Source organism: Bradyrhizobium sp. Ken01, from assembly GCF_055807355.1.
Window position 1 is genome coordinate 30,001 of the sequence record NZ_JBVVPC010000034.1, and the last position, 25,612, is coordinate 55,612.

The 25,612-nt window shown below is 64.0% G+C and carries 25 protein-coding genes (1 of these 25 cut by a window edge); 16 read left to right on the plus strand and 9 right to left on the minus strand.

Translation table 11 applies throughout. The features are described from left to right. The 3 genes from AC0L3S_RS27615 to AC0L3S_RS27625 form a co-directional block, all read left to right on the plus strand. Positions 1–803: the 3' portion of an NAD-dependent epimerase/dehydratase family protein gene (locus AC0L3S_RS27615; protein ID WP_473282598.1), read on the plus strand. The gene continues 283 nt to the left of window position 1, outside the view; 803 of the gene's 1,086 nt are visible here — the last part of the coding sequence; its start codon lies beyond the left edge, outside the window; the stop codon is at positions 801–803. A 113-nt stretch (positions 804–916) separates the two neighbouring features. Further along, positions 917–1,414: an NUDIX domain-containing protein gene (locus AC0L3S_RS27620; RefSeq protein WP_473282600.1), complete on the plus strand. Its 498-nt coding sequence runs from the start codon at positions 917–919 to the stop codon at positions 1,412–1,414. A gap of 55 nt (positions 1,415–1,469) precedes the next feature. Then, entirely contained in the window at positions 1,470–1,916 is a 447-nt protein-coding gene (locus tag AC0L3S_RS27625; RefSeq protein WP_473263789.1) for a GNAT family N-acetyltransferase, read from the plus strand. Between the two features lie 648 nt (positions 1,917–2,564). On the opposite strand, the gene AC0L3S_RS27630 is transcribed toward AC0L3S_RS27625, so the two are convergent. From AC0L3S_RS27630 to AC0L3S_RS27650, 5 genes are all read right to left on the minus strand, one after another. Then, complete coding sequence (locus AC0L3S_RS27630; RefSeq protein ID WP_473282602.1) at positions 2,565–3,878, minus strand: NAD(P)H-dependent oxidoreductase; 1,314 nt, start codon at positions 3,876–3,878, stop codon at positions 2,565–2,567. Between the two features lie 137 nt (positions 3,879–4,015). Further along, positions 4,016–4,816: a phytanoyl-CoA dioxygenase family protein gene (locus AC0L3S_RS27635; protein ID WP_473282604.1), complete on the minus strand. Its 801-nt coding sequence runs from the start codon at positions 4,814–4,816 to the stop codon at positions 4,016–4,018. A 143-nt stretch (positions 4,817–4,959) separates the two neighbouring features. After that, positions 4,960–5,634, minus strand: a complete 675-nt coding sequence (locus AC0L3S_RS27640; protein WP_473282606.1) for a GntR family transcriptional regulator — start codon at positions 5,632–5,634, stop codon at positions 4,960–4,962. 192 nt (positions 5,635–5,826) lie between these two features. After that, a complete protein-coding gene (locus tag AC0L3S_RS27645; RefSeq protein WP_473282608.1) occupies positions 5,827–6,639 on the minus strand; it encodes an alpha/beta fold hydrolase in 813 nt (270 codons plus the stop codon). Between the two features lie 2 nt (positions 6,640–6,641). Further along, positions 6,642–7,460 (minus strand): alpha/beta fold hydrolase, encoded by an 819-nt coding sequence (locus tag AC0L3S_RS27650; RefSeq protein WP_473282610.1) that lies wholly within the window; start codon positions 7,458–7,460, stop codon positions 6,642–6,644. 139 nt (positions 7,461–7,599) lie between these two features. Here AC0L3S_RS27650 and AC0L3S_RS27655 point away from each other — a divergent pair, with 139 nt between their 5' ends. Then, positions 7,600–8,142 (plus strand): methylated-DNA--[protein]-cysteine S-methyltransferase, encoded by a 543-nt coding sequence (locus AC0L3S_RS27655; protein WP_007597259.1) that lies wholly within the window; start codon positions 7,600–7,602, stop codon positions 8,140–8,142. 17 nt (positions 8,143–8,159) lie between these two features. On the opposite strand, the gene AC0L3S_RS27660 is transcribed toward AC0L3S_RS27655, so the two are convergent. Together AC0L3S_RS27660 and AC0L3S_RS27665 are read right to left on the minus strand one after the other, a co-directional pair. Next, on the minus strand, positions 8,160–9,704 hold the full coding sequence (locus AC0L3S_RS27660; protein WP_473263780.1) for an acyl-CoA synthetase: 1,545 nt from the start codon (positions 9,702–9,704) through the stop codon (positions 8,160–8,162). 205 nt (positions 9,705–9,909) lie between these two features. Beyond that, a complete protein-coding gene (locus AC0L3S_RS27665) occupies positions 9,910–11,082 on the minus strand; it encodes an acetyl-CoA C-acetyltransferase (protein WP_473263779.1) in 1,173 nt (390 codons plus the stop codon). Positions 11,083–11,291: 209 nt separating this feature from the next. Between AC0L3S_RS27665 and AC0L3S_RS27670 the strand changes: the two genes are divergently transcribed. The 8 genes from AC0L3S_RS27670 (at position 11,292) to AC0L3S_RS27705 (ending at position 20,248) form a co-directional block, all read left to right on the plus strand. Beyond that, entirely contained in the window at positions 11,292–11,894 is a 603-nt protein-coding gene (locus AC0L3S_RS27670) for a TetR family transcriptional regulator (RefSeq protein WP_018453285.1), read from the plus strand. 56 nt (positions 11,895–11,950) lie between these two features. Beyond that, entirely contained in the window at positions 11,951–12,709 is a 759-nt protein-coding gene (locus tag AC0L3S_RS27675) for an SDR family NAD(P)-dependent oxidoreductase (RefSeq protein ID WP_007615252.1), read from the plus strand. 186 nt (positions 12,710–12,895) lie between these two features. Further along, positions 12,896–13,702, plus strand: coding sequence for an enoyl-CoA hydratase/isomerase family protein (locus AC0L3S_RS27680; RefSeq protein ID WP_473282612.1), 807 nt, complete (start codon positions 12,896–12,898; stop codon positions 13,700–13,702). Between the two features lie 43 nt (positions 13,703–13,745). Beyond that, entirely contained in the window at positions 13,746–15,617 is a 1,872-nt protein-coding gene (locus AC0L3S_RS27685) for an AMP-binding protein (RefSeq protein ID WP_473282614.1), read from the plus strand. A 27-nt stretch (positions 15,618–15,644) separates the two neighbouring features. Next, positions 15,645–16,772, plus strand: coding sequence for an acyl-CoA dehydrogenase family protein (locus AC0L3S_RS27690; protein ID WP_473282616.1), 1,128 nt, complete (start codon positions 15,645–15,647; stop codon positions 16,770–16,772). A gap of 14 nt (positions 16,773–16,786) precedes the next feature. Continuing rightward, entirely contained in the window at positions 16,787–18,031 is a 1,245-nt protein-coding gene (locus AC0L3S_RS27695) for an acyl-CoA dehydrogenase (protein ID WP_473282618.1), read from the plus strand. A 136-nt stretch (positions 18,032–18,167) separates the two neighbouring features. Continuing rightward, positions 18,168–19,412, plus strand: coding sequence for an acyl-CoA dehydrogenase (locus tag AC0L3S_RS27700; protein ID WP_473282620.1), 1,245 nt, complete (start codon positions 18,168–18,170; stop codon positions 19,410–19,412). Between the two features lie 137 nt (positions 19,413–19,549). Beyond that, positions 19,550–20,248, plus strand: coding sequence for a nitroreductase (locus AC0L3S_RS27705; RefSeq protein ID WP_473282622.1), 699 nt, complete (start codon positions 19,550–19,552; stop codon positions 20,246–20,248). Between the two features lie 104 nt (positions 20,249–20,352). Here AC0L3S_RS27705 and AC0L3S_RS27710 read toward each other — a convergent pair whose 3' ends face one another. Both AC0L3S_RS27710 and AC0L3S_RS27715 read right to left on the minus strand, forming a co-directional pair. Continuing rightward, positions 20,353–20,901 carry a sigma-70 family RNA polymerase sigma factor gene (locus AC0L3S_RS27710; protein ID WP_007597240.1) on the minus strand — a complete coding sequence of 183 codons (549 nt, stop codon included), beginning with the start codon at positions 20,899–20,901 and terminating at the stop codon, positions 20,353–20,355. Continuing rightward, positions 20,901–21,131: a NepR family anti-sigma factor gene (locus AC0L3S_RS27715; protein ID WP_027565572.1), complete on the minus strand. Its 231-nt coding sequence runs from the start codon at positions 21,129–21,131 to the stop codon at positions 20,901–20,903. The genes AC0L3S_RS27710 and AC0L3S_RS27715 overlap by 1 nt, the downstream gene beginning before the upstream one ends. 220 nt (positions 21,132–21,351) lie before the next feature. Here AC0L3S_RS27715 and AC0L3S_RS27720 point away from each other — a divergent pair, with 220 nt between their 5' ends. The 4 genes from AC0L3S_RS27720 to htpG all read left to right on the plus strand — a co-directional run bounded on the left by AC0L3S_RS27720 (position 21,352) and on the right by htpG (position 25,588). Continuing rightward, the gene (locus AC0L3S_RS27720) at positions 21,352–22,158 is read left to right on the plus strand and encodes a response regulator (protein ID WP_007597237.1); all 807 of its coding nucleotides are present in this window, start codon (positions 21,352–21,354) and stop codon (positions 22,156–22,158) included. Positions 22,159–22,312: 154 nt separating this feature from the next. Then, a complete protein-coding gene (locus tag AC0L3S_RS27725) occupies positions 22,313–22,912 on the plus strand; it encodes a nuclear transport factor 2 family protein (RefSeq protein ID WP_473263770.1) in 600 nt (199 codons plus the stop codon). 262 nt (positions 22,913–23,174) lie between these two features. After that, positions 23,175–23,588: a hypothetical protein gene (locus AC0L3S_RS27730; RefSeq protein ID WP_473282624.1), complete on the plus strand. Its 414-nt coding sequence runs from the start codon at positions 23,175–23,177 to the stop codon at positions 23,586–23,588. Between the two features lie 122 nt (positions 23,589–23,710). Continuing rightward, positions 23,711–25,588: a molecular chaperone HtpG gene (gene htpG, locus AC0L3S_RS27735; protein WP_473282626.1), complete on the plus strand. Its 1,878-nt coding sequence runs from the start codon at positions 23,711–23,713 to the stop codon at positions 25,586–25,588. The last annotated feature ends 24 nt before the right edge of the window (positions 25,589–25,612 follow it).

A 25,612-nucleotide genomic window follows, 5' to 3' on the forward strand; every position in this document is an offset into this window, starting at 1 on the left:
ACGACCTGATGCTGCGCAATCTGATGGGTGCCCTCGAGCCTGTGGCGCCCGGCCTCAGGCACGTCGCTCTGCTGCAGGGCACCAAGGCCTACGGCGTCCACGTGCGCCCCTTGACCGTGCCGGCCCGCGAAGGCCGCTCCGAAATGTACGAGCAGCCCAACTTCTACTGGGCACAGGAAAACTTCTTGCGCGAACTTCAAGCCGGCAAGAGCTGGCATTGGAGCATCCTGCGGCCGGTGCTGATCGTCGGCCTCGCCATGGGCGGCGCCATGGACCTGATCCCGCCGCTCGGCGTCTATGCCGCGATGCTGCGCGAGCAGGGCAGGCTGCTCGATTACCCCGGCGGCGCCGCGCGGGTGGGGCAGGCCGTCGATGTCGATCTCCTCGCCCGCGCCATCGCCTGGTCGGGCGAGGCCGAGGCCGCGCGCAACGAGGCCTTCAACGTGACCAATGGCGACGTCTTCACCTGGGAGAACATCTGGCCTGCGGTCGCCGACGCGCTGGAGATGAAGCCGGGCAAGCCGGTCCCGCTGTCGCTCGCGAAGGCATTTCCAGGCTGGCTCGGTCCTTGGGATGCGCTGCGGCGCAAGCACGACCTTGCATCGCCGGCGCTGGCCGAATTCGTAGGCCTCTCGTTCCAATACGCCGATTACAGCCTGCGCTACGGCCACGCCGAATCGGGTCCGCCCTCGATCGTCTCGACCGTGAAGATCAACCGCGCCGGCTTCACCGAGATGATGGAGACGGAAGACATGTTCCGGAAGTGGTTCAGGCAGGCGAAGCAGGAGCGGCTACTTCCCTGACCGAGAACCAAAGCCGATATGTCGGGGACGTTACTAGGTCAGATTGTGGACCCGTTGCGGAGCTCGTACGGCTGGATCAAAATCGGACCTTGAGGCCACGGCATCGGCCTCAAGTGGGCGCCGCAAAGGCTAATCTACCACACTCCGAGACCGACGAAAATGTCACCAAGAAGGCAGTTCATTGCGGACGCGTTGTCGTTGACGGTCGAGGACGCGTCTTTGTGCAAAGGCGCTCATCGACGCGTGAGTTATTTCCCGGGTGTTGGGACTTGATCGGCGGGCACGTCGAAGACGACGAGGACGTTCTTTCTGCTCTGCGCCGGGAAATACATGAGGAGACAGGCTGGCACCTCAAAAACATCGTTCTTGAGCTAACACCTAAATATTGGAGCTATGGGCCGACACCCTACGAAGAACGACAGTTCATCGTGACCGTCGACGGGGACCTCACAAAACCAGCTCTGGAAACCGGCAAAGTGTCAGAAACTCTCTGGGTTGATCGCGCGAACGTCGAGAAGCTCAAAGAGGACCGCAAACCGGATGACCAATTGATCTGCAATTCGGTGGTGGAGGCTCTGAAACTTCTGGAGACAGTGCGGCCTCGTATATGAGATTGTCGTTGCAATTTGCTCCGCAACTGCGACTTGCTTTGCAAGAGATCACTACATGAAAGAGGCTATTGTCCGTCACGCAACAGAACACGACCTGCATCAGGTTTTGAACCTTTACCGGCATCTCCATCCGCACGAAGCTCAACTGGAGTCAGCTACGGCTGAGCGCGTCTGGTCCAACCTGCTTTCATCGAGGTTTATGACTGTGATCGTGGCGCAAGCAGGTGAACAGCTTCTATCGTCGTGCACGCTTGCAATTGTTCCCAATCTGTCTCGGGGCGGCCGATCATATGGCGTCATTGAGAATGTAGTCACCCACGCCGACCATCGCAAATCAGGGCTCGGGCGACGGGTTCTCACCTATGCGCTTGAGATCGCATCGCAGGCCGATTGCTATAAGGTCCACTTGGCGACGGGGTCCAAGCGTGAGGCGACCCTGCGCTTCTACGAGCGAGCAGGATTCGAACGAGGCGGCAAGACTTACTTCGAAGTGCGGCCGTAGGTGTCATTGGCCCTCCGATGTGCTTGGGGACGTGTCGGGAATTGGCCCATCGCGCCCGTCGCGCAGTGCAGCGACATTTCCGGACGCAGACGAGGACCGGAGTCGGTCGCTCAGCGGGAAACCGCCGCAATTGACCCCTAGCAGACCTCGTGGTCATCGCGTCCAGTTAGGGAACTAATATCGCAGTCGGTAAACTTCGATCTGCTCGGCAAGCCCTTCTCTAGGTCCTAGCCAGTACAAACTAGGGCGCCAAAGGATTGTGGCCATGTACTTCCTCACTGCCTGTCTGATCGTGGTCGTCTTGAGCGCCGCAGTGGCGTACCGTCGAGCTGGATCTCTACCACGAAACCTTCAGGGACGGCTGAACCGTCAGCAGCGGCGTGCGGCGATGTGGCCCGTCATGTGTGCAGGAATTTGTGCACTGGCTTATCCTGCTTATCACCTCTTTCTTTGGTGGTTGGTTTCTTGGCATCATTGGCTGGATTGATTGACCGACGACAAGCTGCCATGACTTTGGCATCGTCCTGTTGATGTCCGCTTCTGGGCCCGTAGCTGACCTGAGTCGATGTTCAGCTTGGGCCCGCAAAACGTCGGCCAGCGCACATCGCTCAGGCCGCACCAATGAATCCCGATTTATGAATGCGCGGCCTACTCTGCGCTTGCGAACGCCGCCTCCATCGCCCTCCGCGTCTTCACCGTCTCGTTGCCTGCGTCGAACTCGACATCGCTCCAGCGCACGATCTCGCCATGGGCGACGTCGTGCTTCAGCCTCACGCGATGCGCCAGGCCGATCGGGAGCGCGCCGGCCTTGAGGCTCGCGGCCGCCGGCACCAGCTTGCCCCACACCGTGTAGCCGCCTTCGCCGTCCAGCATCTCGCCGGCGCGCAGATTGCGTTTGGCCACCGAGGCGACGTCGCCGCGGAAACCATGGGGCTGCCCGGTCGGCTCGCCGCGCAGCGCGGCCGACAGCACCGAGATATTCAGTTCGAGGCCGATCAGATGGTACGGTTTGTACATCGCCGCGTACCGTCCGCTGCCGCCGGTCTTCAGGCCGTATTGCCTGAAGCAGTCGGCGGCGTAGTCGTTCGGCGCCTCCAGCACGACGTAAACGCCCCAGCGCAGATCGCGAAACACCGGCCTTCCGTCGCGCTCGAGCGAGGAGACCACCTCCACGACGCCCGATCGCTCCAGCACGCCGCCCCTGCTGCGCGGCCGCATGATGTGCGGGAGGTCGTCGACGCCGCAGGGTGGAAACAGCAGGCCCTCCGCGGGCACGTCCAGTCCGCAGGCGTTCGCAATCGCGGCCATCTCGATCGCCGATTTGGTGCCGTCGAGGAAGGAGTTGAACATCTGCGGATTCATCCCGGCCGATTGCGCCTCGCCCGCGGTCAGCCCGTAATGCTGCCAGACGCCATCCGGCGTCACGTCGTGATAGGCCGGCAGATATTTCGTCCCCTTGCCGGCGGCGACCACGTGAAAGCCGGTGGCGCGGGCCCAATCCACCATCTCCGCGGTGAGCGCCGGCTGGTCGCCATAGGCGAGCGAATAGACCACGCCGGCCTTGCGGGCCTCCTCGGCGAGCAGCGGACCCGCCAGCACGTCGGCTTCGACATTGACCATCACGATATGCTTGCCCGCCGCGATCGCCGCGCGGGCGTGCTTGATGCCGACGGCCGGATTGCCGGTCGCCTCCACCACCACGTCCATCGCGCCGCCGGCAATGGCGCGCGCGCCGTCATCGGTGAAGACGGTGGCGCCGATGCGGCCATCGTCCCATCCGACGGTGCGGCAGGCCTCGCGCGCGCGGTCGCGATCGATGTCGACGATGATGGGCACCTCCAGCCCCGGCGTGTGCGGCACCTGCGCCAGAAACATCGAGCCGAATTTGCCGGCGCCGATCAGCGCCACGCGGACGGGCTTGCCGGCGGCAGCGCGGGCCTGGAGGAGGCGGAAGAGGTTCATGGGGCTTGTCCTAAGCGCAACGATTGAAGCTCGTCATTCCGGGGCGCGCGAAGCGCGAGCCCGGAATCCATCCATCCGCGACTTCTGCGGCCTGATGGATTCCGGGCTCGACACTACGCGCCGCCCCGGAATGACGCTTACTCCGCCGCCTGCCGCGGCGCACGGGCGAGCCGCAGCAGCGCGTCGTCGTCCACCGTCTTGATCGGCGCAAAATCGCGATGCGCGATGTACTCCGGGCGCGTCGGGGTGCGGATGTAGTTCGAAACCGCGTTCAGGGTCAGGTACACGATCTTGCGCGGATAGGGTGTGATGTTGCCGGCCGAGCCATGCACGAGATTGCCGTGGAACATCAGCATGCCGCCGGGCTTCCCCGTCGGCGCCACGATGCCGCCCTGCTTGACCAGCCGCGTCACGGTCTCCTCGTCCAGCGTCCACAGCGGATAGGAGGTCGTCGCAAGGTCATGCGAGGCCTTGAGGTCGCCGGCGTTCTGGCTCTGCGGCACCAGCATCAGCGGGCCGTTGATCGGCATCACCTCGTCGAGGAAGATCGCGATGTTCATCGCGCGCGGCTCCGGCATACCGTCGTCGCGCTTCCAGGTGCCGTAATCCTGGTGCCATTGCCAGACGTCGCCGGTGAAGGCGGATTTTGCGTTGATCTTGAACTGGTGCATGTAGACCTGCTCGCCGAACAGCTGCTCGACCGGGTCGATCATGCGCGGATGCGCGCCGAGGATGCCGAAGGCCTCGTTGTAGAGATGCGCAGCAAAGGCGGTGCGCGGCGCGCCGCTCTTCTCGCGCCAGACTTCCGGCCGGTTCGCGTCATAGATGGCAACCGCCTCGCGCGCGAGGAGATCGACCTCCTCCGGGCTGAACAATTCGGGCAGGAACAGCCAGCCCTCGCGGTGGAAGAACTCCAATTGCTCCTGGGACAGTTTCACGTCGCGTCCTCCTTTTGGTTTGTTTTGTTGTCATTCCGGGGCACGCGAAGCGTGAGCCCGGAATCCATTTCTCCGCAGCGTAGGCCGTCCGATGGATTCCGGGCTCGATGCTGCGCATCGCCCCGGAACGACAGCGTGTGCGGTTACGCCGCCTCTTCCGTCGACCTCAGTCTCTCCTCGGTCATCCGTCCCGCCGTCTGCGCGTGCGCAAGCGCCGCGCGTTCGGCCGCCTTCGCATCGCCTGCTAAAATATGGCCGGCAATGTCGGCATGCTCGGCCCAGGCACTGCCACGATAATCGAGCTCGGACAGCACCGTCGCCATCGAGCGGCGCATATGCGGCCATTGCGGCGTGATCGTCTCCTCGATCACGGGATTGCCGGCGAGCCGATAGATCGCGCGATGAAACTCGACATCGAGCGCGATCAGCTCGGTGAGCGTGGTCTTGCCATCGATCCCGCGCCCGGCGGCGAGCGCCGCCTCCAGCCGCGCGCGTCCCGCCGCATCGCTTGCCGCGCGTTCGCCGGCAAGCCGCGCCGCCAGCGCATCGATTGCGCCGCGCACCTCGTAGAGCTGGCGGATGCGTGCGGGATCGAGCTGGGTGACTTCAAAGCCGCGCCGGCCGCTTTCGGCGACGAGTCCCTGCCGGTGCAACAGGTGCAGCGCATGCGACACCGGCTGGCGCGACACGCCGAGCCTGTCGGCGAGCTCGTTCTGCCGGATTCGCTGCCCAGGCTGCAGCGTGCGGTCGGAGATCGCCTCCAGGATCCGCGCATAGACCTGGTCGATCAGGTTCGGAAGCGGGTCGAGAGGGATCACGCTGGCAGCTCCGAGACCATGACAAGGAATACGGAATTCCGTATTCGAAGCTACGGCGAGAGGGGAAGGACGTCAAGCGCGGCCAACGTGGCGTCCGACCCCATTTTTGCGCTTCGCCAAGCCGTTGATATTGCTGGGCTCAGCTACTGTGCATGGGGTTGTTTTCGAGGAAAAAGAAAGAGGGGTGCGCGGCTACTCCGCCAGAAACGCGCTCACCGCCTCGCCGAACTCCAGCGGAGCCTGCTCGAACATCCAATGGCCGGCATTGGGGATCACGGCCGTCTTCGCCCCGGCGATATGCTCAGCCAGCACGCGCCACATCACCGACAGGCTCCCCGTCGTCGCGCCGCCGCCGATCAGGAGCGTCGGCGTCCTGATCGCCTGCGCGTCCGCGAGCGTGTAGGGCCTGCGCTGCTCGTTGATCTGGCCCAGGAAGGTGATGGCGTTGTCGCGCAATTGCTGCTTCGCCGCCGCCGGCACGCGCCGCCACGAGCCGTCGCCTTCGATGCCTTCGTAGAAGTTCTGCAGCGCGCCCTCGATGTCGCCGGCGCGGATCATCTCGACCGACCGCGCCGTGCGCGCGGCCAGCGGCAGGCGCGTGGGCGTGCCCGCAGGCACCGGCAGGCTCGCATCGAGATCGCCCCCGGGCTCGGCCAGCACCAGCTTTCGCAACAGATCCGGCCGCGACTGCGCCACGCGAAACGCGATGTGGCCGCCGCGCGAATGGCCCATCAAATCGACCGGCGTGGGTTCGACCTGCTCGATGAAAGCGATCACGTCGGCGACGTGCTGGGCCATCTTGTAGTCGTCGCCGACGGCATCCCAATGCTCGGGAAAGAAATGCCGCAGGCTCACCGAGATCACGCGATGCGATTTCGACAGCGGACCGAGCACTGAATACCAGGTGCGGAAATCGCCGAGCGTGCCGTGCACGCAGACCAGCGGCAGGCCTCGTCCCACTTCGAGGTAGGCCACGTCGTAACCATTGACGCGAAATGTCTGCATGATCAGCCCGCCAGAAAATCCAGCACCACTTCGGAGTATCTCTGCGGCGCCTGCTCGAACATCGGGTGCGTTGCGTTCGGGATGACGGCCGTCCTGGAATACGGCACATGCGCCGCCAGCGCATGCAGCACTTTCGGCAGCAGGCCCTTGGTCCGCGCGCCCAGGATGAACAGCGTCGGTATCTTGATGGACTCCGCGTCCGCCTTCGAGAATGGCGGGCGGTTGTCGCGGACCTGGCCGATCAGCGTGAAGGCGTTGTCACGCAGGTTCTGCTTCACCAGCGCCGGCAGCCGCGGCCAGGTGCCGGCGCCTTCCAGCGTGTCGACGAAGACCGCGAGGCCGCCGTCGATGTCACCGGCCGCGATCTTCTCGGCCGAGGCCGTGAACCGCGCCAGCAGCGGCGAGGGGCCGCCGGCGTAGTCGGGATCGAGGCTCGCATCGAGCTCGCCGCCGGGCTCGGCCAGCACCAGCCGCCGGAGCAAATTCGGCCGCCGCTGCGCGACGCGGAAGCTGATGTGCCCGCCGCGGGAATGGCCCATCAAATCGGCCGGGCCGAGGTCGAGCTTGTCGATGAAGGCGATGATGTCGTCGACATGCTGGGCGATCGAATAGGTGTCGCCGACGCCATCCCATCGCGCCGGGAAGAAGTGCCGCAGGCTGACGCAGATCAGCCGGTGCCGCTGCGTCAGCGGCCCGAGCACGCAGCCCCAGACACGGAAGTCGTTGAGCGAACCATGCACGCAAACCAGCGGCGGCCGGTCCCGGTCTTCGCCCACGTCGAGATAGGGCATGTCGTATCCGTTGACGTGGAGGCTTTGCATTCTGGGCTCGCGAAACGGGGAGGCGGAACTCCTGTGCAAGATTCCCGGAAACCGGGTGGATCGCAACTATTTCCAAGCCTAGATTTTAGCTCAGTTCACATTGGGGGCGTGCGAGGGAACGCAAGCCAGGGACCGAACCATGACCGACCAGCATTTTGCCCTGTTCGATAGCAAGATCGGCCTATGCGCCATTGCCTGGGGTCCGCGCGGCATCAACGGCACGCAACTGCCGATGGGCGGGGAGCAGAAGATCCGCACCCGCATCAGCCAGCGCCATGCCGACGCCAGCGAAGCCGAGCCGACCGCCGAAGTGCAGCAGGCAATCGACCGCATTACAAAGCTGCTCGCCGGCGAGCCGGATGACCTCACCGACATCCCGCTCGACCTCGACGGGGTGCCCGACTTCAACCGCGGCGTCTACGCGATCGCCCGCACCATTCCGCCGGGCAAGACCGTCACCTATGGCGACATCGCCAAGCAGCTCGGCGGTGTCGAGCTGTCGCGCGACGTCGGCCAGGCGCTCGGCCGCAATCCCTGCCCGATCGTCGTGCCCTGCCACCGCGTGCTGGCGGCCGGCAACAAGCCCGGCGGCTTCTCGGCCAATGGCGGCGTGGTGACGAAGCTGAAGATGCTCGAGATCGAAGGCGCGCTGGTGAACCACACGCCGAGCTTGTTTGATTGAAGCGATCAGGCGGCTGGCTAGATCTTCGCCGCCGCCTTCGGCCAATATTTGTCGCGCAGATGCCGCTTCACCAGCTTGCCGGTTGGCGTGCGCGGCAGCTCGGCTTCGAAATCGATCGAGCGCGGGCATTTGATCGTCGAGAGGCGGCTCTTGCAGTAGGCGATCAGGTCGGCCTCGAGCTCCTTGCCGGCGCGCTTGGGATCGTGCGGCTGCACCACCGCTTTGACCTCTTCGCCCATCTCCTCGTTCGGCACACCGAACACGGCGACGTCGGCGACCTCGGGGTGGGTGATGAGCACGTCCTCGGTTTCCTGCGGGTAGATGTTCACGCCGCCCGAGATGATCATGTAGGACTTGCGGTCGGTGAGAAAGAGGAAGCCGTCTCTGTCGAGATAGCCGACGTCGCCGAGCGTCGACCAGCCTTTTGCGTTGTAGGCCTTCTTCGTCTTCTCGGGATCGTTGTGATAGGTGAAAACAGGCGCATCGGCGAAATAGACGGTGCCGATCTCGCCCGTCGGCTGCTCATCGTCGTTCTCGTCCAGGATCTTGATCTTGCCGACCACGGCGCGCCCGACGCTGCCGCGGTGCTCCAGCCATTCTTTCGAGTTGCAGACGGTGACGCCGTTGCCTTCGGAACCCGCGTAGTACTCGATCAGGATCGGCCCCCACCATTCAATCATCTTGGCCTTGACCTCGACCGGGCAGGGCGCGGCGGCGTGGATCGCGCCCTTGAGCGTCGAGACGTCGTAGCGGTTGCGGACCTCGTCCGGCAGCTTGAGCATGCGCACGAACATGGTCGGTACGAGCTGCGCCTGCGTTACGTTGTACGTTTCGACCAGCTTCAGGAAATCTTCGGCGTCAAAGTGCTCCATGATGATGGAAGTGCCGCCGAGCACGACCGCCATCATGTTGAAGCGCAAGGGAGCGGCGTGATAGAGCGGTGCCGGTGAGAGATAAGTCGTCTCGGCGTTCATGCCGCACATGCCGGCGCAGAGCACGCGCAGAAACGCGTTCGGCTCGTCGATCGGCTTGCCCTCGAACGCCTTCTTGATGCCCTTGGGCCGGCCGGTGGTGCCTGACGAATACAGCATGTCATAGCCGGCGACCTCGTCGGCGATCGGCGTTGTCGGCTGCGCGGCCGCTTCCTTGTCATAGGAGCGGAAGCCGGCTTGCGGCTCGTCCATCATGTAGAAGACCGGCTCGCCGGGCGCACCCTTGATCAGGGCCTTGATCTGGTCGGCGCATTTCGGTGTCGTAATCACGACCTTGGCGCCGCAATCGGCGATGATGTAGTCGATCTCGTCCTGCTTCAAATAGCGGCTGATCGCGGTGTAGTAGAGCCCGCTGCGTTGCGCCGCCCAGCAGATCTCCATGAAGGCGAGGCGGTTCTCCATCAGCAGCGCGATGTGGTCGCCGGCCTTCAGCCCGAGCGAGCGGAACAGGTGCGCGCCCTGGTTCGAGAGCTCCTCGAGCTCGCGATAGGTGATCGCCTTGCCGGTCCCGGCCATCTGGTAGGCGATCTTTTTGGGCGTGGACTTTGCGTAGACGGACGGATGCGTCATGGTCGAGATCTCTCAACAAGATAAGGTGTCATCCCGGCCTAGTGCGCAATTGTGCACGGGGGGCCGGGATCCATAACCACCAATCCAGATTGTCGAAACGCGATGTCGCCCAGTTAGTCCTAACCACAAACTTCTGTGGTTATGGGTCTCGGCCTGCGCCGGGACGACCCTTCATGTGGGAATGCCTGAGCGATGCAATGCGGGTTTACAGCCGCTCCACGATCGTCACGTTCGCCATGCCGCCACCTTCGCACATGGTCTGCAAGCCATAGCGCTTGCCGCGCTGATGCAGGGCGTGAACGAGCGTCGTCATCAGCTTGGTGCCGGAGCCGCCGAGCGGATGGCCGAGCGCGATGGCGCCGCCATTGACGTTGAGACGTTCCGGATCGGCGCCGGTGGTCTTCAGCCACCCGGTCGGCACCGAGGCAAAGGCCTCGTTGACCTCGAACAGGTCGATGTCGTCGATCGTCATGCCGGCCTTTTCCAGCGCGCGCTTGGTGGCGTGCAGCGGTGCGTCGAGCATGATCACGGGATCGCCGCCCATCATGGTCATGTGGTGGACGCGCGCCAGCGGCTTCACGCCAAGCTGCTTCAGGCCACGCTCGTTCACCACCATCACGCCGGAGGCGCCGTCGCAGATCTGACTGGCGCTGGCCGCGGAGAGCTTGCCATTCTCGGCGATCAGCTTGACGCCCTTGATGCCGTCGAGTGTGGCGTCGAAGCGGATGCCCTCGTCGATGTGGTGGGTGTCCTTGGAGCCGTCGGCACGGGTGATCTCGAGCGGCACGATCTCCTTTTTGAAGTGGCCGGCCTGGGTTGCCGCGATCGCGCGCTGATGGCTGTTGTAGGAGTATTCGTCGAGCTCGTCCTTCGACAGGCCGTACTTCTCGGCCATCATTTCGGCGCCGGTGAACTGGCTGAACACGATGTTCGGATAACGCTGCTCGATACCTGGGCTCTTGTAATTGCCAAAGCCGTTCTTGGCCGGAAGCTGCGACGACAGGCCCATCGGCACGCGCGTCATCGATTCCACGCCGGCGGCGATCACCACGTCCATCGCGCCGGACATCACGGCCTGGGCTGCGAAGTGCAGCGCCTGCTGTGACGAGCCGCACTGGCGGTCGATCGAGGTGCCCGGCACGCTTTCCGGCAGTTTCGAGGCCATGATCGCATTGCGCGCGACGTTGTTGGACTGCTCGCCGACCTGCATGACGCAGCCCATGATCACATCCTCGACCAAAGCGGGATCGACCTTGGTGCGATCGACCAACTCGTCCAGCACCTTCGCAGCGAGATCGGCCGGATGCCATCCGGCGAGGCGGCCCCCCTTGCGCCCACCGGCGGTACGCGCAGCGGCGACGATATAAGCCTCGGCCATGTCGGTTTCTCCCTGGATTATTCTGAATGGTTGGTTGTCGGGGTGGATTTAAGGGGTGACCGGTTGTTTAGTCAATCGATCAATTAACTCTTGTGGGGAGGCGCTGCTTGGGCTTATCTGCGGCCGCTCTCGCGCCAAAATCAGGGATCTCCGTGACGACCAGCGTACCGAACAGGCTCCCCAGCGGAAAGAATTCCACGGCAGAGAAATTGCTCGTGGCCGCGAGCGAGCTGATGATCGAACGCTCCTCGATCGAGATTTCGCTGAGCGACATCGCCCAGAAGTCCGGCGCCAATGCCGCGCTGGTCAAATATCACTTCGGCAACAAGGACGGCCTGCTGTTGGCGCTGCTCGAGCGCGACGCGGGGACGGAATTGTCCAATCTCGAATATCTGCTGGCGCAGCCGATCACGCCGACCGCGAAGCTGAAGCTGCATATCGGCGGCATCATCCGCGCCTATCACCGGTTTCCCTACATGAACCGGCTGATCCACTATCTGTTGCACGAGAGCGTCGCGGGCTCCGCGGACGAAGTCTCGAAATTCTTCGTCGCGCCGCTGCTCGACTTTCATCGCCGCCTGCTCGCCGAAGGCGTCAGTCAGGGCGAATTCCGCGCCACCGATCCGGTGCTGTTCTACACCAGCCTGATCGGCGCCTGCGATCATTTGTTCTTCGGCCGGCACGCGATGTCGCGTGCGACCGGCGTCGGCCCGGTCACCGACGACGTTTGCCGGCAATACATCAAGCACATGGAAACGCTGATCTGCGGCGGCATCCTCACGAATATCGAGGAAGCTGCCGCGGCCGGATAATCCGGGCAGAACGCAGAAGTCTAGAGAAGAAACGCCCAAGGAAAAGGTAGCTTACGATGCAGTTGAAAGACGTTGCAGTTCTCATCACCGGCGGCGGGTCGGGCCTTGGTGCCGCGACCGCCCGCGCCATGGCCGCCAAGGGTGCGAAGATCGGCGTGATCGATCAGAGCAAGGAAAACGCCGAAAAGGTTGCCGCCGAAGTGAAGGGCATCGCGCTCCACGCCGATGTCACCAGCGAGGAGCAGATCAAGGCGGCGATCGCCAAGGCGGAAGCCGCGCACGGCGTCGCGCGCGTGCTGATGAACTGCGCCGGCATCGGTGGCTCGCAGCGCATTGTCGGCCGCGATGGGGTCTACCCGCTGGAAAAGTTCGCGCGCATCATCAACGTCAATCTGATCGGCACCTTCAACTGCCTGCGTCTGTTCGCCGAGCGCCTCGTCACGATCGAGCCGGTCGGTGAAGAGCGCGGCGTCATCGTCAACACCGCGTCGGTCGCGGCTTACGAAGGCCAGATCGGCCAGATCGCTTATGCGGCGTCGAAGGGCGGCGTCGTCGGTCTCACCCTGCCGGCGGCGCGCGACCTCGCGAGCCAGAAGATCCGCGTCAACACCATTGCGCCCGGCCTGTTCCTGACGCCGCTGCTGATGGGCTTGAACGAAGAGGCCCGCAAGAGCCTCGGTGCCCAGGTGCCGCACCCCGCGCGTCTCGGCGACGCCAATGAATACGGCTCGCTGGCCGTGCACATCGTCGAGAACCCGATGCTCAATGGCGAGACCATCCGTCTCGACGGCGCGATCCGCATGGCGCCGCGGTAGGGCTCTTTTTCCTTCTCCCTTGTGGGAGAAGGTGGCGCGCGTAGCGCGCCGGATGAGGGGTCTCTATCCGCGGAGACAGACCCCTCACCCAAGCGAATTCCGGGTTCGCAGCGTACATGCCCTCTCCCACAAGGGGAGAGGGCGCAGCAATCGGCACCGCGAATGGCGGCAAGCACGAGGCGCCTCATGTCCCAACCGCTGCTGATCGAGCACAATGACGGCGTCGACACCGTGACGCTCAATCGTCCCGAATACCTCAACGCGCTCGATCCTGCGCTGATCGACGCGCTCAACGTCTACTTCCAGGGCCTCCAGCGCAACCGCGACACGCGCGTCGTGGTGCTGAAGGGCGCCGGAAAGAATTTTTGCGCAGGACTCGATCTCAAGGCCGCAATGGCGCGCCGTGCCGGCCAGCAGGAGCCGCCCGGTGTCACGGAGTCGCTCGACTCGCAGCGGCGCATCGCCGATATCGTGATGCTGATGCGGCGCTGCCCGCAGCCGATCCTCGCGCTGGTACAGGGCGCGGCAGCCGGCGGCGGCTTTGCGCTGGCGCTCGCCTCCGACATCCGCATCGCGACGAGATCGGCGCGGATGAACTGCGCTTTCATCAAGCTCGGCCTTGGCGGCTGCGACATCGGCACCAGCTATTTCCTGCCACGCCTTGTCGGTGTCTCGGTTGCCTCGGAGCTGATCCTCACGGGCCGCTTCATCGGCGCCGAACGCGCGCTCGCGGTCGGGCTCGTCTCCGAGGTCGTCGACGAGGACAAGCTCGATGACGCCGCCGAACCCTATGTCGACGCGATGATCATGGCCTCGCCCGTGGGCCTGCGCCTGTCCAAGGAATGTCTCAACATGAGTGTCGATGCCGGATCGCTGGAAGCCGTGATCGCGATGGAGGATCGCAACCAGGTCCTGTGCAGCCGCTCCGAGGAGTTTTCGGAAGGCATCAAGGCCTTCCTTGAGAAGCGAAAGCCTGTCTATATCAGGCGCTGACAATGAAGATCCGTAAAGGACGAGAAATTCCGGGAGACGCAAAATGAGTGGAAGCGCGGCGGCGGTGATGACGAAGCCCGCCTTTCGCAAGGTTGAGTGGCTCGCGCGCGACATCGACGTCGAGCGCCGCAACGACGGCACGGTGGTTCTGAAGTCGCGCATCCCGCTGCAGACCTACGAGACGCATATCCCGGCTTCGCTGGCAAAATGGGCGAAGGACGCGCCCGAGCGGATCTGGCTTGCCCAGCGTGGCGGCCCGAACCGCGAATGGCGCAAATTGTCCTATGGCGAAGCCAAGCGCACCGTGGATGCGCTGACGCAAGGCCTGCTCAATCTCGCGCTCGATGGCCGCCCGGTCGCGATCCTCTCCGGCAATTCGATCGAGCACGCATTGATGACGCAAGCCGCGATGCAGGCGCGCGTCCCGGCCGCGCCGGTCTCGCCCGCCTACTCCTTGATGAGCCATGATCACGTCAAGCTGAAATATTTGTTCGACCTGATCAAGCCCGGCGTGGTGATGGTGCAGGACGGCCCGACTTTCGAGAAGGCGCTGAAAGCGCTCGATCTCACCGGCGTCACCGTCGTTCACGTCTTGCGGCCCTGCGAGGGCATCGAGAGCGTCAGCTTTGCCGCGCTCGCGGCGACAGCCGTGACTGCCGATGTCGAAACGTCGATCGGGAAGATCACGCCTGAGACCGTCGGCAAACTGCTGTTCACATCAGGCTCTACCGGCATGCCCAAGGCCGTCATCAACACGCAAGCGATGATGTGCGCCAATGCGGCGATGATGATGCAGGTGCGGCCGCGCGATCCCGGCGGTCCGATCTCGACCATGCTGGACTGGATGCCCTGGAACCACACCATGGGCGGCAACGCGGCGTTTCACCCGATCCTGGTCGATGGCGGCACGCTCTATATCGATGACGGCCGGCCGATGCCGGGCCAATTCGAGGAAACTCTCCGGAATCTGCGCGAGATCTCGCCGACCTATTACGCCAACGTGCCCGCCGGCTATGCCGCGCTCGCCGCCGCCATGGAGAAGGACGACGCGCTGTGCCGATCCTTCTTCAAGAATCTCTCGATCATGGCCTATGGCGGCGCGCGCCTGCCTGATGATCTTTACGACCGCATGCAGGCTCTCGCCGTGAAGACCACCGGCGAGCGCATCGTGTTCTACACCGGCTGGGGCTCGACCGAGACCGCGCCGACCTCGACTGGTACCTATTGGGACACCGAGCGCGTCGGTCTGATCGGCTTGCCGTTCCCCGGCGTCGAGTTGAAGATGGTGCCGTGCGGCTCGAAATACGAGCTGCGTCTGCGCGGCGTCAACGTCACGCCGGGCTATTTCGGCCAGCCTGACCTGACGAAGAAAATGTTCGACGAGGAAGGGTTTTATTGCATCGGTGACGCCGGAATCTTCGTCGACGACACCGACCCGGTGAAGGGCATCATCTTTGCCGGGCGCGTGGTCGAGGACTTCAAGCTGACCACGGGCACCTTCGTTCATGTAGGCTCGCTGCGTACAGATGCGATCGCCGCCGCGACGCCCGTCGTGCATGATGCGCTGGTCGCGGGGCAGGATCGCGCCTTCATCGGCCTGCTCGCCTGGCCGAACCTGCACGCCTGCCGCCAACTCGTCGGTACTCCCGATTTGAGCTTCGAGGACGCCGTGAAGCACCCCGAGGTGATCGCATGCTTCAGGCGCGGGCTGGAGGCTCACAACAAGGAGTGTGAAGGCGCCAGCAGTCGCATCATCGCGCGCGCCATGCTGATGGAGGAACCGCCCTCGATCGACGGCAACGAGCTCACCGACAAGGGCTACATCAACCAGCGCGCCGGCCTGGAGCGCCGTGCCGCGTTGGTGGAGCGGCTTTATGCGGACAAGCCCGACCAAGACGTCATCATTCTCAAGTAATCGACATCATCAACACGGATACGCGCCATGAACTTCGATTTCTCCGACGACCAGAAGCAGCTCCGCGATCAGGCGCGCAAATTCCTCACCGAGAAATGCTCGCCCAAGGCGGTGCGGATAGTCCTCGACGGCAAGGCTCCGTACGACAAGGAGCTCTGGAAGGGCCTCGCCGAGATGGGTTTTCTCGGTGTCGCAATCCCAGAGGACTTTGGCGGTGCCGGCGCCGGCCATCTCGAACTTTGCGTGATCGCCGAAGAGATGGGCCGGGCGAACGCACCGGTGCCGTTTTCCTCCACCGTCTATCTCGCGGCCGAAGCGCTGCTGATCGCGGGAAGCGACGCGCAGAAGAAGAAATGGTTGCCGGCGATTGCCTCGGGCGAGGCGATCGGCACGCTGGCGCTGTTCGAGGGTAAGGGCAATCCTTCACCGAAGAACGTCAAGCTCTCGGCTGCGAATGGCGTGCTCAACGGTGTCAAGAAGCCGGTCGCCGATGGCGCGATCGCCGACTTCGCGGTGGTCGCGGCACGCACGGGATCGAGCGGGCGCGACGGCGACATCTCCTTGTTCATTGTCGATCTCAAGGACGGCGGCGTGGAAGTGAAAAGCCTGACCAATCTCGATCCAACCCGCGGACAGGCCGAGATCACTTTCAGGGATTGCAAGGCCGAGCCGCTGGGTGCGACCGGCGAAGGCTGGAGCATCTTGACTCAGGTGCTCGATCGCGCCGCGGTGCTCTGCGCGTTCGAGCAGGTCGGCGGCTCCGACCGCGCGCTGGAGATGGGCCGCGACTATGCGCTCGACCGCATCGCTTTCGGCCGACAGATCGGCTCGTTCCAGGCCGTCAAGCACATGCTGGCGGACATGTACGTGTCGGCGACGCTGGCGCGTTCCAACAGCTATTACGGCGCCTGGGCACTCTCGACCAACGCCGCGGAACTGCCGGAAGCCGCCGCCGCGGCCCGCATCAGCGCGACGCAGGCGTTCCAGCACTGCGCCAAGAACAACATCCAGGTTCACGGCGGCATGGGTTTCACCTGGGAGTTCGACTGCCACATGTACTACCGCCGCGCCAACGCCATGGCGCTCGGGCTCGGCAGCCTCTCTTATTGGGAAGACCAATTGATCGACCGCATGCGCAAGAAGAACGCGGCGTAGGCAAAGGCAACGTCATGAACTTCGACGATACCCCGCAGGAATCTGAATTTCGCGCCACTGCCCGCGCCTGGATCGCGGCCAATGCGCCCAAGCAGTACGAGGAGGAGCTTCGCAAATCCTCGCTCGGCCGCACGCAATTGAAGAACGCCAACATTCTGGAAGTGGCAAAGGCCTGGCAAAAGAAGAAGGCCGATGCCGGATGGGCCTGCCTGCATTGGCCGAAGGAGTATGGTGGCCGCGGCTCGTCGCCGATCGAACGTGTGATCTGGCAGCAGGAAGAGGGGCCGTTCGGTCAGCTATCCCGCATGTTCATCATCGGCCACGGCATGTGCGGGCCGACCATGATGGCGTTCGCGCGCGAGGAGCATAAGCGCGCCTATCTGCCGCCGCTCGCCTCCGGCGAAAAGGTCTGGTGCCAGCTGTTCTCCGAACCGGCCGGCGGCTCCGACGTTGCGGGCCTGCGCACGCGCGCCGAGAAGGATGGCGATGACTGGGTGATCAACGGCCAGAAGATCTGGACGTCGGGCGCGCATTATTCCGATTACGGCATTTTGCTCACCCGCACCGATCCGACCGTGCCCAAACACAAGGGCCTCACCATGTTCTTCCTGGACATGAAGAGCCCGGGCGTCGAGGTGCGGCCGATCAAGCAGGCGAGCGGCGCTTCCGACTTCAACGAGGTCTATTTCGCCAACGTCCGCATTCCCGATCACCAGCGCCTCGGCGAGGTCGGTGACGGCTGGAACGTCTCGCTGACCACGCTGATGAACGAGCGCAGCGCGATCGGCGCGGCGGTCTCGACCGGCTTCCCCGAGCTGTTCGACTATTGCTCGAGCCTAATGCTGGACGATGGCCCGGCAATCGAGGACCGCGCGGTGCGCTCGAAGCTGGCGAGCTGGGCCGTGAAGGCGAGCGGGCTGAAATACACCAGCATGCGCGCGATCTCGGCGCTGTCGAAGGGCGAGCGGCCGGGACCGGAAAATTCCATCGGCAAGCTGGTGGCGGGATCGATGATCCAGGATGTCGCGACCTACGCACTGGATTTGCAGGGTGCGGGCGGAGTGGTCAGCGGCGAAGATGCCGAACTCGCCGGCCGCTTCCAGGCGATGCTGCTGCGCGCGCCGGGTACCCGCGTCGAAGGCGGCACCGACGAGATCATGCGCAACATCATCGCCGAGCGGGTGTTGGGCCTGCCCGGCGACATCAGGGTCGACAAGGACGTGCCGTTCAACAAGATCCCGACGAAGGGAAGAGGCTGATCGTGTCCCGGACGCGGTGCGGTACGAAGTACCGCGCCGCAGAGCCGGGACCCAGGAGGCCGCAATGGGCCCCGGCTCTGCAGCGCACCGCTTCGCGCTGCGCAGCGTCCGGGGCACGAGAGAGGAGAGTTCGAAGATGAATTTCGACGACACCCCGCAGGAAGCCGCATTCCGCGAGACCGCGCGCAAATGGGTCGAGGCCAACGCGCCGAAGGAGTTTTTGGCCGAGCTGTCAAAATCCTCGCTCGGCCGCATCCGGCTCGCCAACCACGACATCGTCGATGTCGGCAAGGCCTGGCAGAAAAAGAAGGCCGAAGGCAATTGGGCCTGCCTGCATTGGCCCAAGGAATATGGCGGCCGCGGTGCGACGCCGATCGAGCGGGTGATCTGGCAGCAGGAGGAAGGCGTCTATGGCAAGCTGACGCAGCCGTTCCAGATCGGCGAGGGCATGTGCGGCCCGACCGTGATGGCTTTTGGCAGCGAGGACGCCAAGCGGCGCCATTTGCCGAGGCTGGCCGCGGGCGAGGAGATCTGGTGCCAGCTGTTCTCCGAGCCGTCGGCCGGCTCCGACGTCGCGGGCTTGCGCACACGCGCGGAGAAGAAGGGCGACAATTGGGTCGTCAACGGCCAGAAGATCTGGACCTCGGGTGCGCACTATTCCGACTACGGACTTTTGATTGCGCGCACCGATCCCAATGTACCCAAGCACAAGGGGCTCACCATGTTCTTCCTGGACATGAAGAGCCCCGGCGTCGAGGTGCGGCCGATCAAGCAGGCCAACGGCATGCAGGAGTTCAACGAGGTCTATTTCACCGACGTCGTCATTCCCGACAGCCAGCGCCTCGGCGCGATCGGCGAGGGCTGGAGCGTCTCGCTGACCACGTTGATGAACGAGCGGATGTCGATTGGCTCGCGGCTTGCGACCGGCGTCCCTGAGATGTTCGAGTTCTGCTCCAATCTGATGCTGGAGGATGGCCTCGCCATCGACGATCCCGCCGTGCGCTCAAAACTTGCGAGCTGGGCGGTGAAGTCGAGCGGGCTGAAATACACCAGCTACCGCGCGATCTCGGCGCTGTCCAAGGGCGAGCGGCCGGGCCCGGAGAATTCGATCGGCAAGCTCGTCTCCGGCATGATGCTGCAGGACATCGCGACCTATGCCATGGACCTCCAGGGCGCGGCCGGCGTTCTCACCGGCACGGATGAAGAGACCGTGCAGGGTCAGTTCCAGCAGATGCTGCTGTCCTCGCCCTCGATGCGCATCGCGGGCGGCACCGACGAGATTTTGCGCAACATCATCGCCGAGCGCGTGCTGGGATTGCCGGGCGACATCCGCGTCGACAAAGACGTGCCGTATAACAAGATTCCGACCAAGGGACGGTGATCTAGCCTCTCGCTGCATCTCGTAAGGTGGGCAAAGCGAAGCGTGCCCACCATATGCAGATGCGCCGAGGTAAGTCTGTCGGTGGGCACGGCGCTATGCGCCTTTGCCTACCCTACGAAAAGAGTGCGAGCTGATCCATGGACGCTGCAGTCAATCAGAACAACCGCATTGGCGTGCTCGAAGAGCTGCTCAACGAGCGCTACTCGGTGCGCGCCTTCCTGGCCAAGGAAGTTGATCGCGCGACGATCGAACATTTGCTGACCACCGCGCAACGCACGGCGTCGTGGTGCAACAGCCAGCCCTGGCAGGTCGTCATCGCCAGCGGCGAGGCCAAGGAGCGTTTTCGCAGGCTGATCTACAAGGAGGCTTCGGGCGGTCTCGGGGACGACTATGATTTCCCGCCGCCGCGCGAATATCTCGGCGCCTATCTCGAGCGTCGTCGCGAGAGCGGTTTTCAGCTCTACAACACGCTCGGGATCGCGCGCGGAGACAAGATGGCCTATGCCAAGCAGGCGCTGGAGAACTACAATTTCTTCGGTGCGCCGCATGTGGCCATCATCCACACCGACGAGCCGCTCGGCATCTACGGTGCGATCGATTGCGGCGCCTATGTCTCGAACTTCATGCTGGCCGCGCAGGCGCTCGGGCTCGGCACGATTCCGCAGGCAGCGCTTGCGCGCCACTCCGGCCTGATCCGCCGCCATTTCAATCTGCCTGATGATCGCCGCATCGTTTGCGGCATTTCGTTCGGCTATGCCGACAATGCCCACAAGGTCAACAGCTACCGCACGTCGCGTGCGAGCGTGGCCGAGACCGTGACCTTCGTGGACGAGTGATCGAGGCGGCGCAGGCACGCATCAAGTTTCACGCTTCAGATATACGAAGACGGCCGCGGAAGCGGCCGCCTTCATCGCGGTCTCAGTCCGATTGACGCCGGCCGTCAGCCGCCGCTGCCGCCGATCACGGCGCGAATGGTCTCGTCGGGCCCGAAATCCTCGGCGCCGTCGACATAGAGCAGCGCCGCGAGCTTGGAGCGCGCACGGTTGACGCGGCTCTTGATCGTGCCGACTGCGCAGCCGCAGATCGAAGCCGCGTCCTCATAGGAGAAGCCGGAGGCGCCGACGAGGATCAGCGCTTCACGTTGGTCCTGCGGAAGCTTGTCGAGCGCCGTGCGGAATTCCTCGAACTCGAGATGGGCGTTCTGCGAAGGCTGCGTCTTCAGCGTCTTGGCATAGTTGCCTTCGGCATCTTCGACTTCCCGCCGTCGCTTGCGATAGTCGGAGCGGAACAGGTTGCGCAGGATCGTGAACAGCCACGCCGGCAGGTTGGAGCCGGGCTGGAACGAGTCGATGTTGGCGAGCGCGCGCAACAGCGTCTCCTGGACCAGATCGTCGGCGCGATCGGCATTGCCGCTGAGCGAAATGGCGAACGCGCGCAGGCTGGGCACGGCCGCCAGGATGTCGTTACGCAGGGAGTCCGTGAGAGGCATCAATCCCTCCCATTGTTGTCGTTAGAGCCGCCACCATTTTCCACTTGGGGTGCCGCTCCCGGCGCATCAAGTTTCTTGATCAGTTCCGCGAACCGGTCCGGAACCCCCTGCCGCACCACGTCGTCGTACATGGCGCGCAGCTGGTGCCCGATCCGGGATTGGATCTCCGGAGTGAGCCCTCCCTTGCCGGGGGTCGTGCTTTTGCTGGCTTGAGACTTGAGATCTTTCATGACCTGTTCCACGTTTCCCCGAGTTAAGTAGCTGTAAAATCGAGAAGTTCTCTCAACCGGGAGCCGTTCCCTGGATAGGCTCAATGCGAGTTGCGAGAAAAAGTTCCGCCCCTATGCGGAACTTTTCTCCGCCTGAGGCGTAATCAACCCAGCAGGGGAACCCGGGCCCCCCGCCTAACGCCTGCACGTCAAGGTCGGCCCGAAGATATATGGAGTGGGGATGTCCCGTTCACAGCTCGTTGCTGAACACTTGCCGTTGTTGCGCCGGTACGCACGCGCCCTGACCGGCAGCCAGTCCTCCGGTGACGCCTATGTCGCAGCCATGTTGGAAGCCATGCTGGGAGATCCGTCGGTGCTCGACGAGAGCCACGGGCCGCGCGCCGGCCTGTTCCGGCTGTTCACCCAGATATGGAATTCCGTTTCGGTCAACGACGATTCCGAGGTGACGAACCTGCCGATGCCGCCCGAGCGGCGGCTGTCGAACATCACGCCGTTGCCGCGGCAGGCCTTCCTGCTGCTCTCCCTCGAGGGATTCTCGGAAGAAGAGGTCGGCTACATTCTCGGCACCGACGTCGGCGAGACGCGCCGGCTTGCAGATGCCGCAGGGCGTGAGATGGCCGCCGAGATCGCCACCGACGTGCTGATCATCGAGGATGAGACCTTCATCGCCATGGATCTGGAGAGCCTGGTGAAGAATCTCGGCCACAATGTCGTTGGCGTCGCCCGCACCCACGCCGATGCGGTCGCCCTGGCCAAGAACAAGCGGCCCGGGCTGATCCTCGCCGACATCCAGCTCGCCGACGGCTCGTCGGGCCTCGACGCCGTCAATGAGCTGCTCCGCACCTTCGAAGTGCCGGTGGTGTTCATCACGGCGTACCCGGAGCGCTTCCTCACCGGCGAGCGTCCCGAGCCGGCGTTCCTGATCTCAAAGCCGTTCCAGCCGGCGATGGTGTCGGCGGTGGCGAGCCAGGCGCTGTTCTTCCAGCGCAACTCCCGCAACCGCGCGCCGAAGGTGCCGGCGGCGTAACTGCGACCGGCATTTGACGAAATCCGATCCGGCGTACCGCAAGGTGCGCCGGATTTTCGTTGACCGGCTTGCCACGCTTGACGGCTATCGAATTCGCCGCTCATACCTCATGCAGCGGCTGCGTTGCAGCCGCGCTGCCATCGGAGAAGTGTTCATGGACCAGCAACTCCTCGATCGTCTCGCCATCCGCGACCTCGTCGAGAACTGGGCGGTGTGGCGGGACGCCGGCGACTGGGAGCGCTTTGCCACGGTCTGGCATGAAGAGGGCTGGATGTCCGCCACCTGGTTTCAGGGGCCGGCGCGGGATTTCATGCGGGTCAGCCAGGAGGGGTTCGCCAAGGGCGTGCGCATCCTGCATTTCCTCGGCGGCTGCAGTATCGACCTCGAGGGGGCGCGCGCCATCGCGCAGACCAAGATGACCATCTCGCAGCGCGCGCCGGTGCACGACGTGCCCTGCGACGTCGTCTGCACCGGGCGCTTCTACGATTTCCTGGAGAAGCGGCAGGAAAAATGGGGCATCGTCCGCCGCCAGCCGATCTACGAGAAGGACCGGATCGACCCGGTCGATCCCGCCGCGACACTTCAGCTCGACCAGAAAGCCCTTGCCGCGCTCCCGGAAGGCTACCGCCACCTCGCCTACATGCAGGAGCTGATCGGCTACAAGGTCAAGCGCGACATGCCGGGCCTGACCGGGCCCGAGGTCGAGAAGCTCTATGGGGAGGGGCGGGAGTGGCTCGCGGGGAAGGGGAACTGAACGCCAGACAAAAGTAAGGCGCGACTGGCATCACCACAGTCGCGCCCTACGTCGCCGGCTTATGGGGCAGGGGGGAATAGCCGGCTGTTGAGACGACTCCCGTCCGCGAAAGTCGTTCCAGGCGGTTGCGAAATTTTTCGTGGGAATTTTTCGCGGCGGCGTGCCTTTTTCGCACACGGTTAAGTGATCTTAACGACTGAGAACTCCCGGTCACCTCCTCGCGTTGTTCCCGCGATCGCCATGGGGCGAGGGACCGACAACCATGTCACAGATTCAAAAGGTATTTTTAGGTGCCGTCGCGATCGCCGCGACGCTTGGCGCCGTCCAGGTCGGCGCCGTGCAGCTGGCGTCCGGCCATGATCTGGCCGACCGCTGGCAGCCGGTCGCTGACAAGCCGGGCCATAACGTCAATCGCTCCAGCAAAGCCGACCGGCTGGCCGAGATCAAGCAGGCTGAGGTTCCGACCCGCACCGTGTCGATGCGGCTGAACGATCTGGCCGACACGTCGGTGCTGCTGCGGGTCCCCGCGGTGATCGAGACCGGCAACGCCAAGCCGCCGGTGTTGCTCCCGGACCAGAAGCAGATCCGCAAAAAGCCGACGATCGCCTGCGAGCCGATGGTGAGCTCCTTGACCGAGGTCGCAAAACTGCTCCAGCCCGGCCGCTGCGTGACCTGACCGGCGTTTGCCACGGACAAGTCGCCCTCCCCCCGGAGGGCGATTGCTGACGTCCACTTGATCCCCCGCCCCCTCGCGTTATATCCCGGGTTTCTTCCCCTTTCGATTGACCGGGTAAACGCATGACGACGTCAGACACGGCTGTGCATACGCAGCCCTTCCAGGCCGAGGTTTCCGAGCTTTTGCACCTGATGGTGCATTCCGTCTATTCCGAGACCGATATCTTCCTGCGCGAGCTCGTCTCCAACGCATCGGATGCCTGCGACAAGCTGCGCTATGAGGCCATCGCTACTCCGGCGCTGCTGGGCGAAGGCGACGCGCTCAAGATCCGGATCATTCCGAACAAGACGGCTGGAACGCTTGCGATCGCCGACAACGGCATCGGCATGGAGCGGCAGGAGCTGATCGACCACCTCGGCACCATCGCCCGCTCGGGCACCAAGGCCTTCGTATCGAAGCTCAAGGAGGCCAAGGATGGCCTCGGCCTGATCGGCCAGTTCGGCGTCGGCTTCTATTCCGCCTTCATGGTCGCCGACAAGATCGTCGTGGTCAGCCGCCGCGCCGGCGAGAGCGACGTGTGGACCTGGACGTCCACAGGCGGGTCGGGCTTCGAGATCGCGCGTGCCAGCGAGGAGGATGCGGGCCGCGTGCAGCGCGGCACCGAGATCGTCCTGCATCTCAAGGACGATGCGAAGAAATATCTCGAAGCTTACGAGATCGAGCGCATCGTCGGCGCTTATTCCGACAACATCCTCTTCCCCATCGAGCTCGTGCCTGAAGAGGGTGAACCGCGCCAGATCAATTCTGCCAGCGCGCTCTGGCAGCGCTCGAAATCCGAGCTCACGCCGGAAGACTACAAGAAGGCCTATCAGCAGATCGCCTCCGCCTTCGACGATCCCGCGATGACGCTGCATTATCGCGCGGAGGGGCGTTACTCCTACGCCGTGCTGCTGTTCGCGCCGTCGACCAAACCGTTCGACCTGTTCGAGCCGAACCGCAAGGGGCGCGTCAAGCTGTATGTCCGCCGCGTCTTCATCACCGACGATGCCGATCTGCTGCCGGGCTACCTCCGCTTCATCCGCGGCGTCGTCGACAGCGAGGACCTCCCGCTCAACATCTCGCGCGAGATGCTTCAGAACAATCCGCAGCTCGCGCAGATCCGCAAGGCCGTGGCGACCCGCGTATTGTCCGAGCTCGAAAGCCTGGCGGCGAAGGATCCGGAGAACTTCGCGAAGATCTGGGAGGCCTTCGGCGCGGTGCTGAAGGAAGGCATCTACGAGGATTTCGAGCGCCGCGAAAAGCTGCTCGCGCTGTCGCGTTTCACCACGACCTCGGGCGAGAAGCGCTCGCTCAAGGACGTCATCGCCGATTTCAAGCCGAACCAGACCGAGATCTATTATCTCGTCGGCGACAGCATCGACCGGCTGAAGTCGAACCCCAGGCTCGAGGCTGCGACTGCGCGCGGCATCGAAGTGCTGCTGCTGTCCGATCCCGTCGACGCCTTCTGGACCTCGATGCCCTCGGAGTTTGACGGCAAGCCGCTGAAGTCGCTGAGCCAGGGCGATCTCAATCTCGACCTGATCCCGCGCGTCGACGAGGCCGACGAGGCGAAAAAGGACGAGCCGCCCGCCGACGAGGCCGCCAGCATCGCGATGATCAAGGCCGCGCTCGGCGAGCGCGTCAGCGACGTCAAGGCCTCGACGCGTCTTACCAGCTCCGCTTCCTGCCTCGTCGCCGACAGCCAGGGCCCGAGCCGCGAGCTCGAGCGCATCCTGGCTCAGCAGAACCGTGGCATGCGCACCAAGCCGATCCTCGAGATCAACCTGCGCCATCCGCTGGTGACGGCGATCACGAAGGCTCAGGCCGGCTCCAAGACGGTTGACGATCTCAGCCTGCTCCTGCTCGAACAGGCGCAGATTCTGGACGGCGAGCTGCCGGAGGACCCTGCGGCGTTTGCGGCCAGACTGAACCGGCTGGTGTTGCAGGGGCTCGGCGGGTAGCCGGCGCAGGACATATGTGCCGCC

What these genes read in the sequence shown, in the direction of transcription:
- AC0L3S_RS27625 (WP_473263789.1), top strand. Translation starts at nt 1,470, where the DNA reads ATGAAAGAGGCTATTGTCCGTCACGCAACAGAACACGACCTGCATCAG.
- AC0L3S_RS27630 (WP_473282602.1), bottom strand. Translation starts at nt 3,878, where the DNA reads ATGAACCTCTTCCGCCTCCTCCAGGCCCGCGCTGCCGCCGGCAAGCCC.
- AC0L3S_RS27645 (WP_473282608.1), bottom strand. Translation starts at nt 6,639, where the DNA reads ATGCAGACATTTCGCGTCAATGGTTACGACGTGGCCTACCTCGAAGTG.
- AC0L3S_RS27650 (WP_473282610.1), bottom strand. Translation starts at nt 7,460, where the DNA reads ATGCAAAGCCTCCACGTCAACGGATACGACATGCCCTATCTCGACGTG.
- AC0L3S_RS27655 (WP_007597259.1), top strand. Translation starts at nt 7,600, where the DNA reads ATGACCGACCAGCATTTTGCCCTGTTCGATAGCAAGATCGGCCTATGC.
- AC0L3S_RS27660 (WP_473263780.1), bottom strand. Translation starts at nt 9,704, where the DNA reads ATGACGCATCCGTCCGTCTACGCAAAGTCCACGCCCAAAAAGATCGCC.
- AC0L3S_RS27665 (WP_473263779.1), bottom strand. Translation starts at nt 11,082, where the DNA reads ATGGCCGAGGCTTATATCGTCGCCGCTGCGCGTACCGCCGGTGGGCGC.
- AC0L3S_RS27675 (WP_007615252.1), top strand. Translation starts at nt 11,951, where the DNA reads ATGCAGTTGAAAGACGTTGCAGTTCTCATCACCGGCGGCGGGTCGGGC.
- AC0L3S_RS27680 (WP_473282612.1), top strand. Translation starts at nt 12,896, where the DNA reads ATGTCCCAACCGCTGCTGATCGAGCACAATGACGGCGTCGACACCGTG.
- AC0L3S_RS27685 (WP_473282614.1), top strand. Translation starts at nt 13,746, where the DNA reads ATGAGTGGAAGCGCGGCGGCGGTGATGACGAAGCCCGCCTTTCGCAAG.
- AC0L3S_RS27690 (WP_473282616.1), top strand. Translation starts at nt 15,645, where the DNA reads ATGAACTTCGATTTCTCCGACGACCAGAAGCAGCTCCGCGATCAGGCG.
- AC0L3S_RS27695 (WP_473282618.1), top strand. Translation starts at nt 16,787, where the DNA reads ATGAACTTCGACGATACCCCGCAGGAATCTGAATTTCGCGCCACTGCC.
- AC0L3S_RS27700 (WP_473282620.1), top strand. Translation starts at nt 18,168, where the DNA reads ATGAATTTCGACGACACCCCGCAGGAAGCCGCATTCCGCGAGACCGCG.
- AC0L3S_RS27705 (WP_473282622.1), top strand. Translation starts at nt 19,550, where the DNA reads ATGGACGCTGCAGTCAATCAGAACAACCGCATTGGCGTGCTCGAAGAG.
- AC0L3S_RS27710 (WP_007597240.1), bottom strand. Translation starts at nt 20,901, where the DNA reads ATGCCTCTCACGGACTCCCTGCGTAACGACATCCTGGCGGCCGTGCCC.
- AC0L3S_RS27715 (WP_027565572.1), bottom strand. Translation starts at nt 21,131, where the DNA reads ATGAAAGATCTCAAGTCTCAAGCCAGCAAAAGCACGACCCCCGGCAAG.
- AC0L3S_RS27720 (WP_007597237.1), top strand. Translation starts at nt 21,352, where the DNA reads ATGTCCCGTTCACAGCTCGTTGCTGAACACTTGCCGTTGTTGCGCCGG.
- AC0L3S_RS27725 (WP_473263770.1), top strand. Translation starts at nt 22,313, where the DNA reads ATGGACCAGCAACTCCTCGATCGTCTCGCCATCCGCGACCTCGTCGAG.
- AC0L3S_RS27730 (WP_473282624.1), top strand. Translation starts at nt 23,175, where the DNA reads ATGTCACAGATTCAAAAGGTATTTTTAGGTGCCGTCGCGATCGCCGCG.
- htpG (WP_473282626.1), top strand. Translation starts at nt 23,711, where the DNA reads ATGACGACGTCAGACACGGCTGTGCATACGCAGCCCTTCCAGGCCGAG.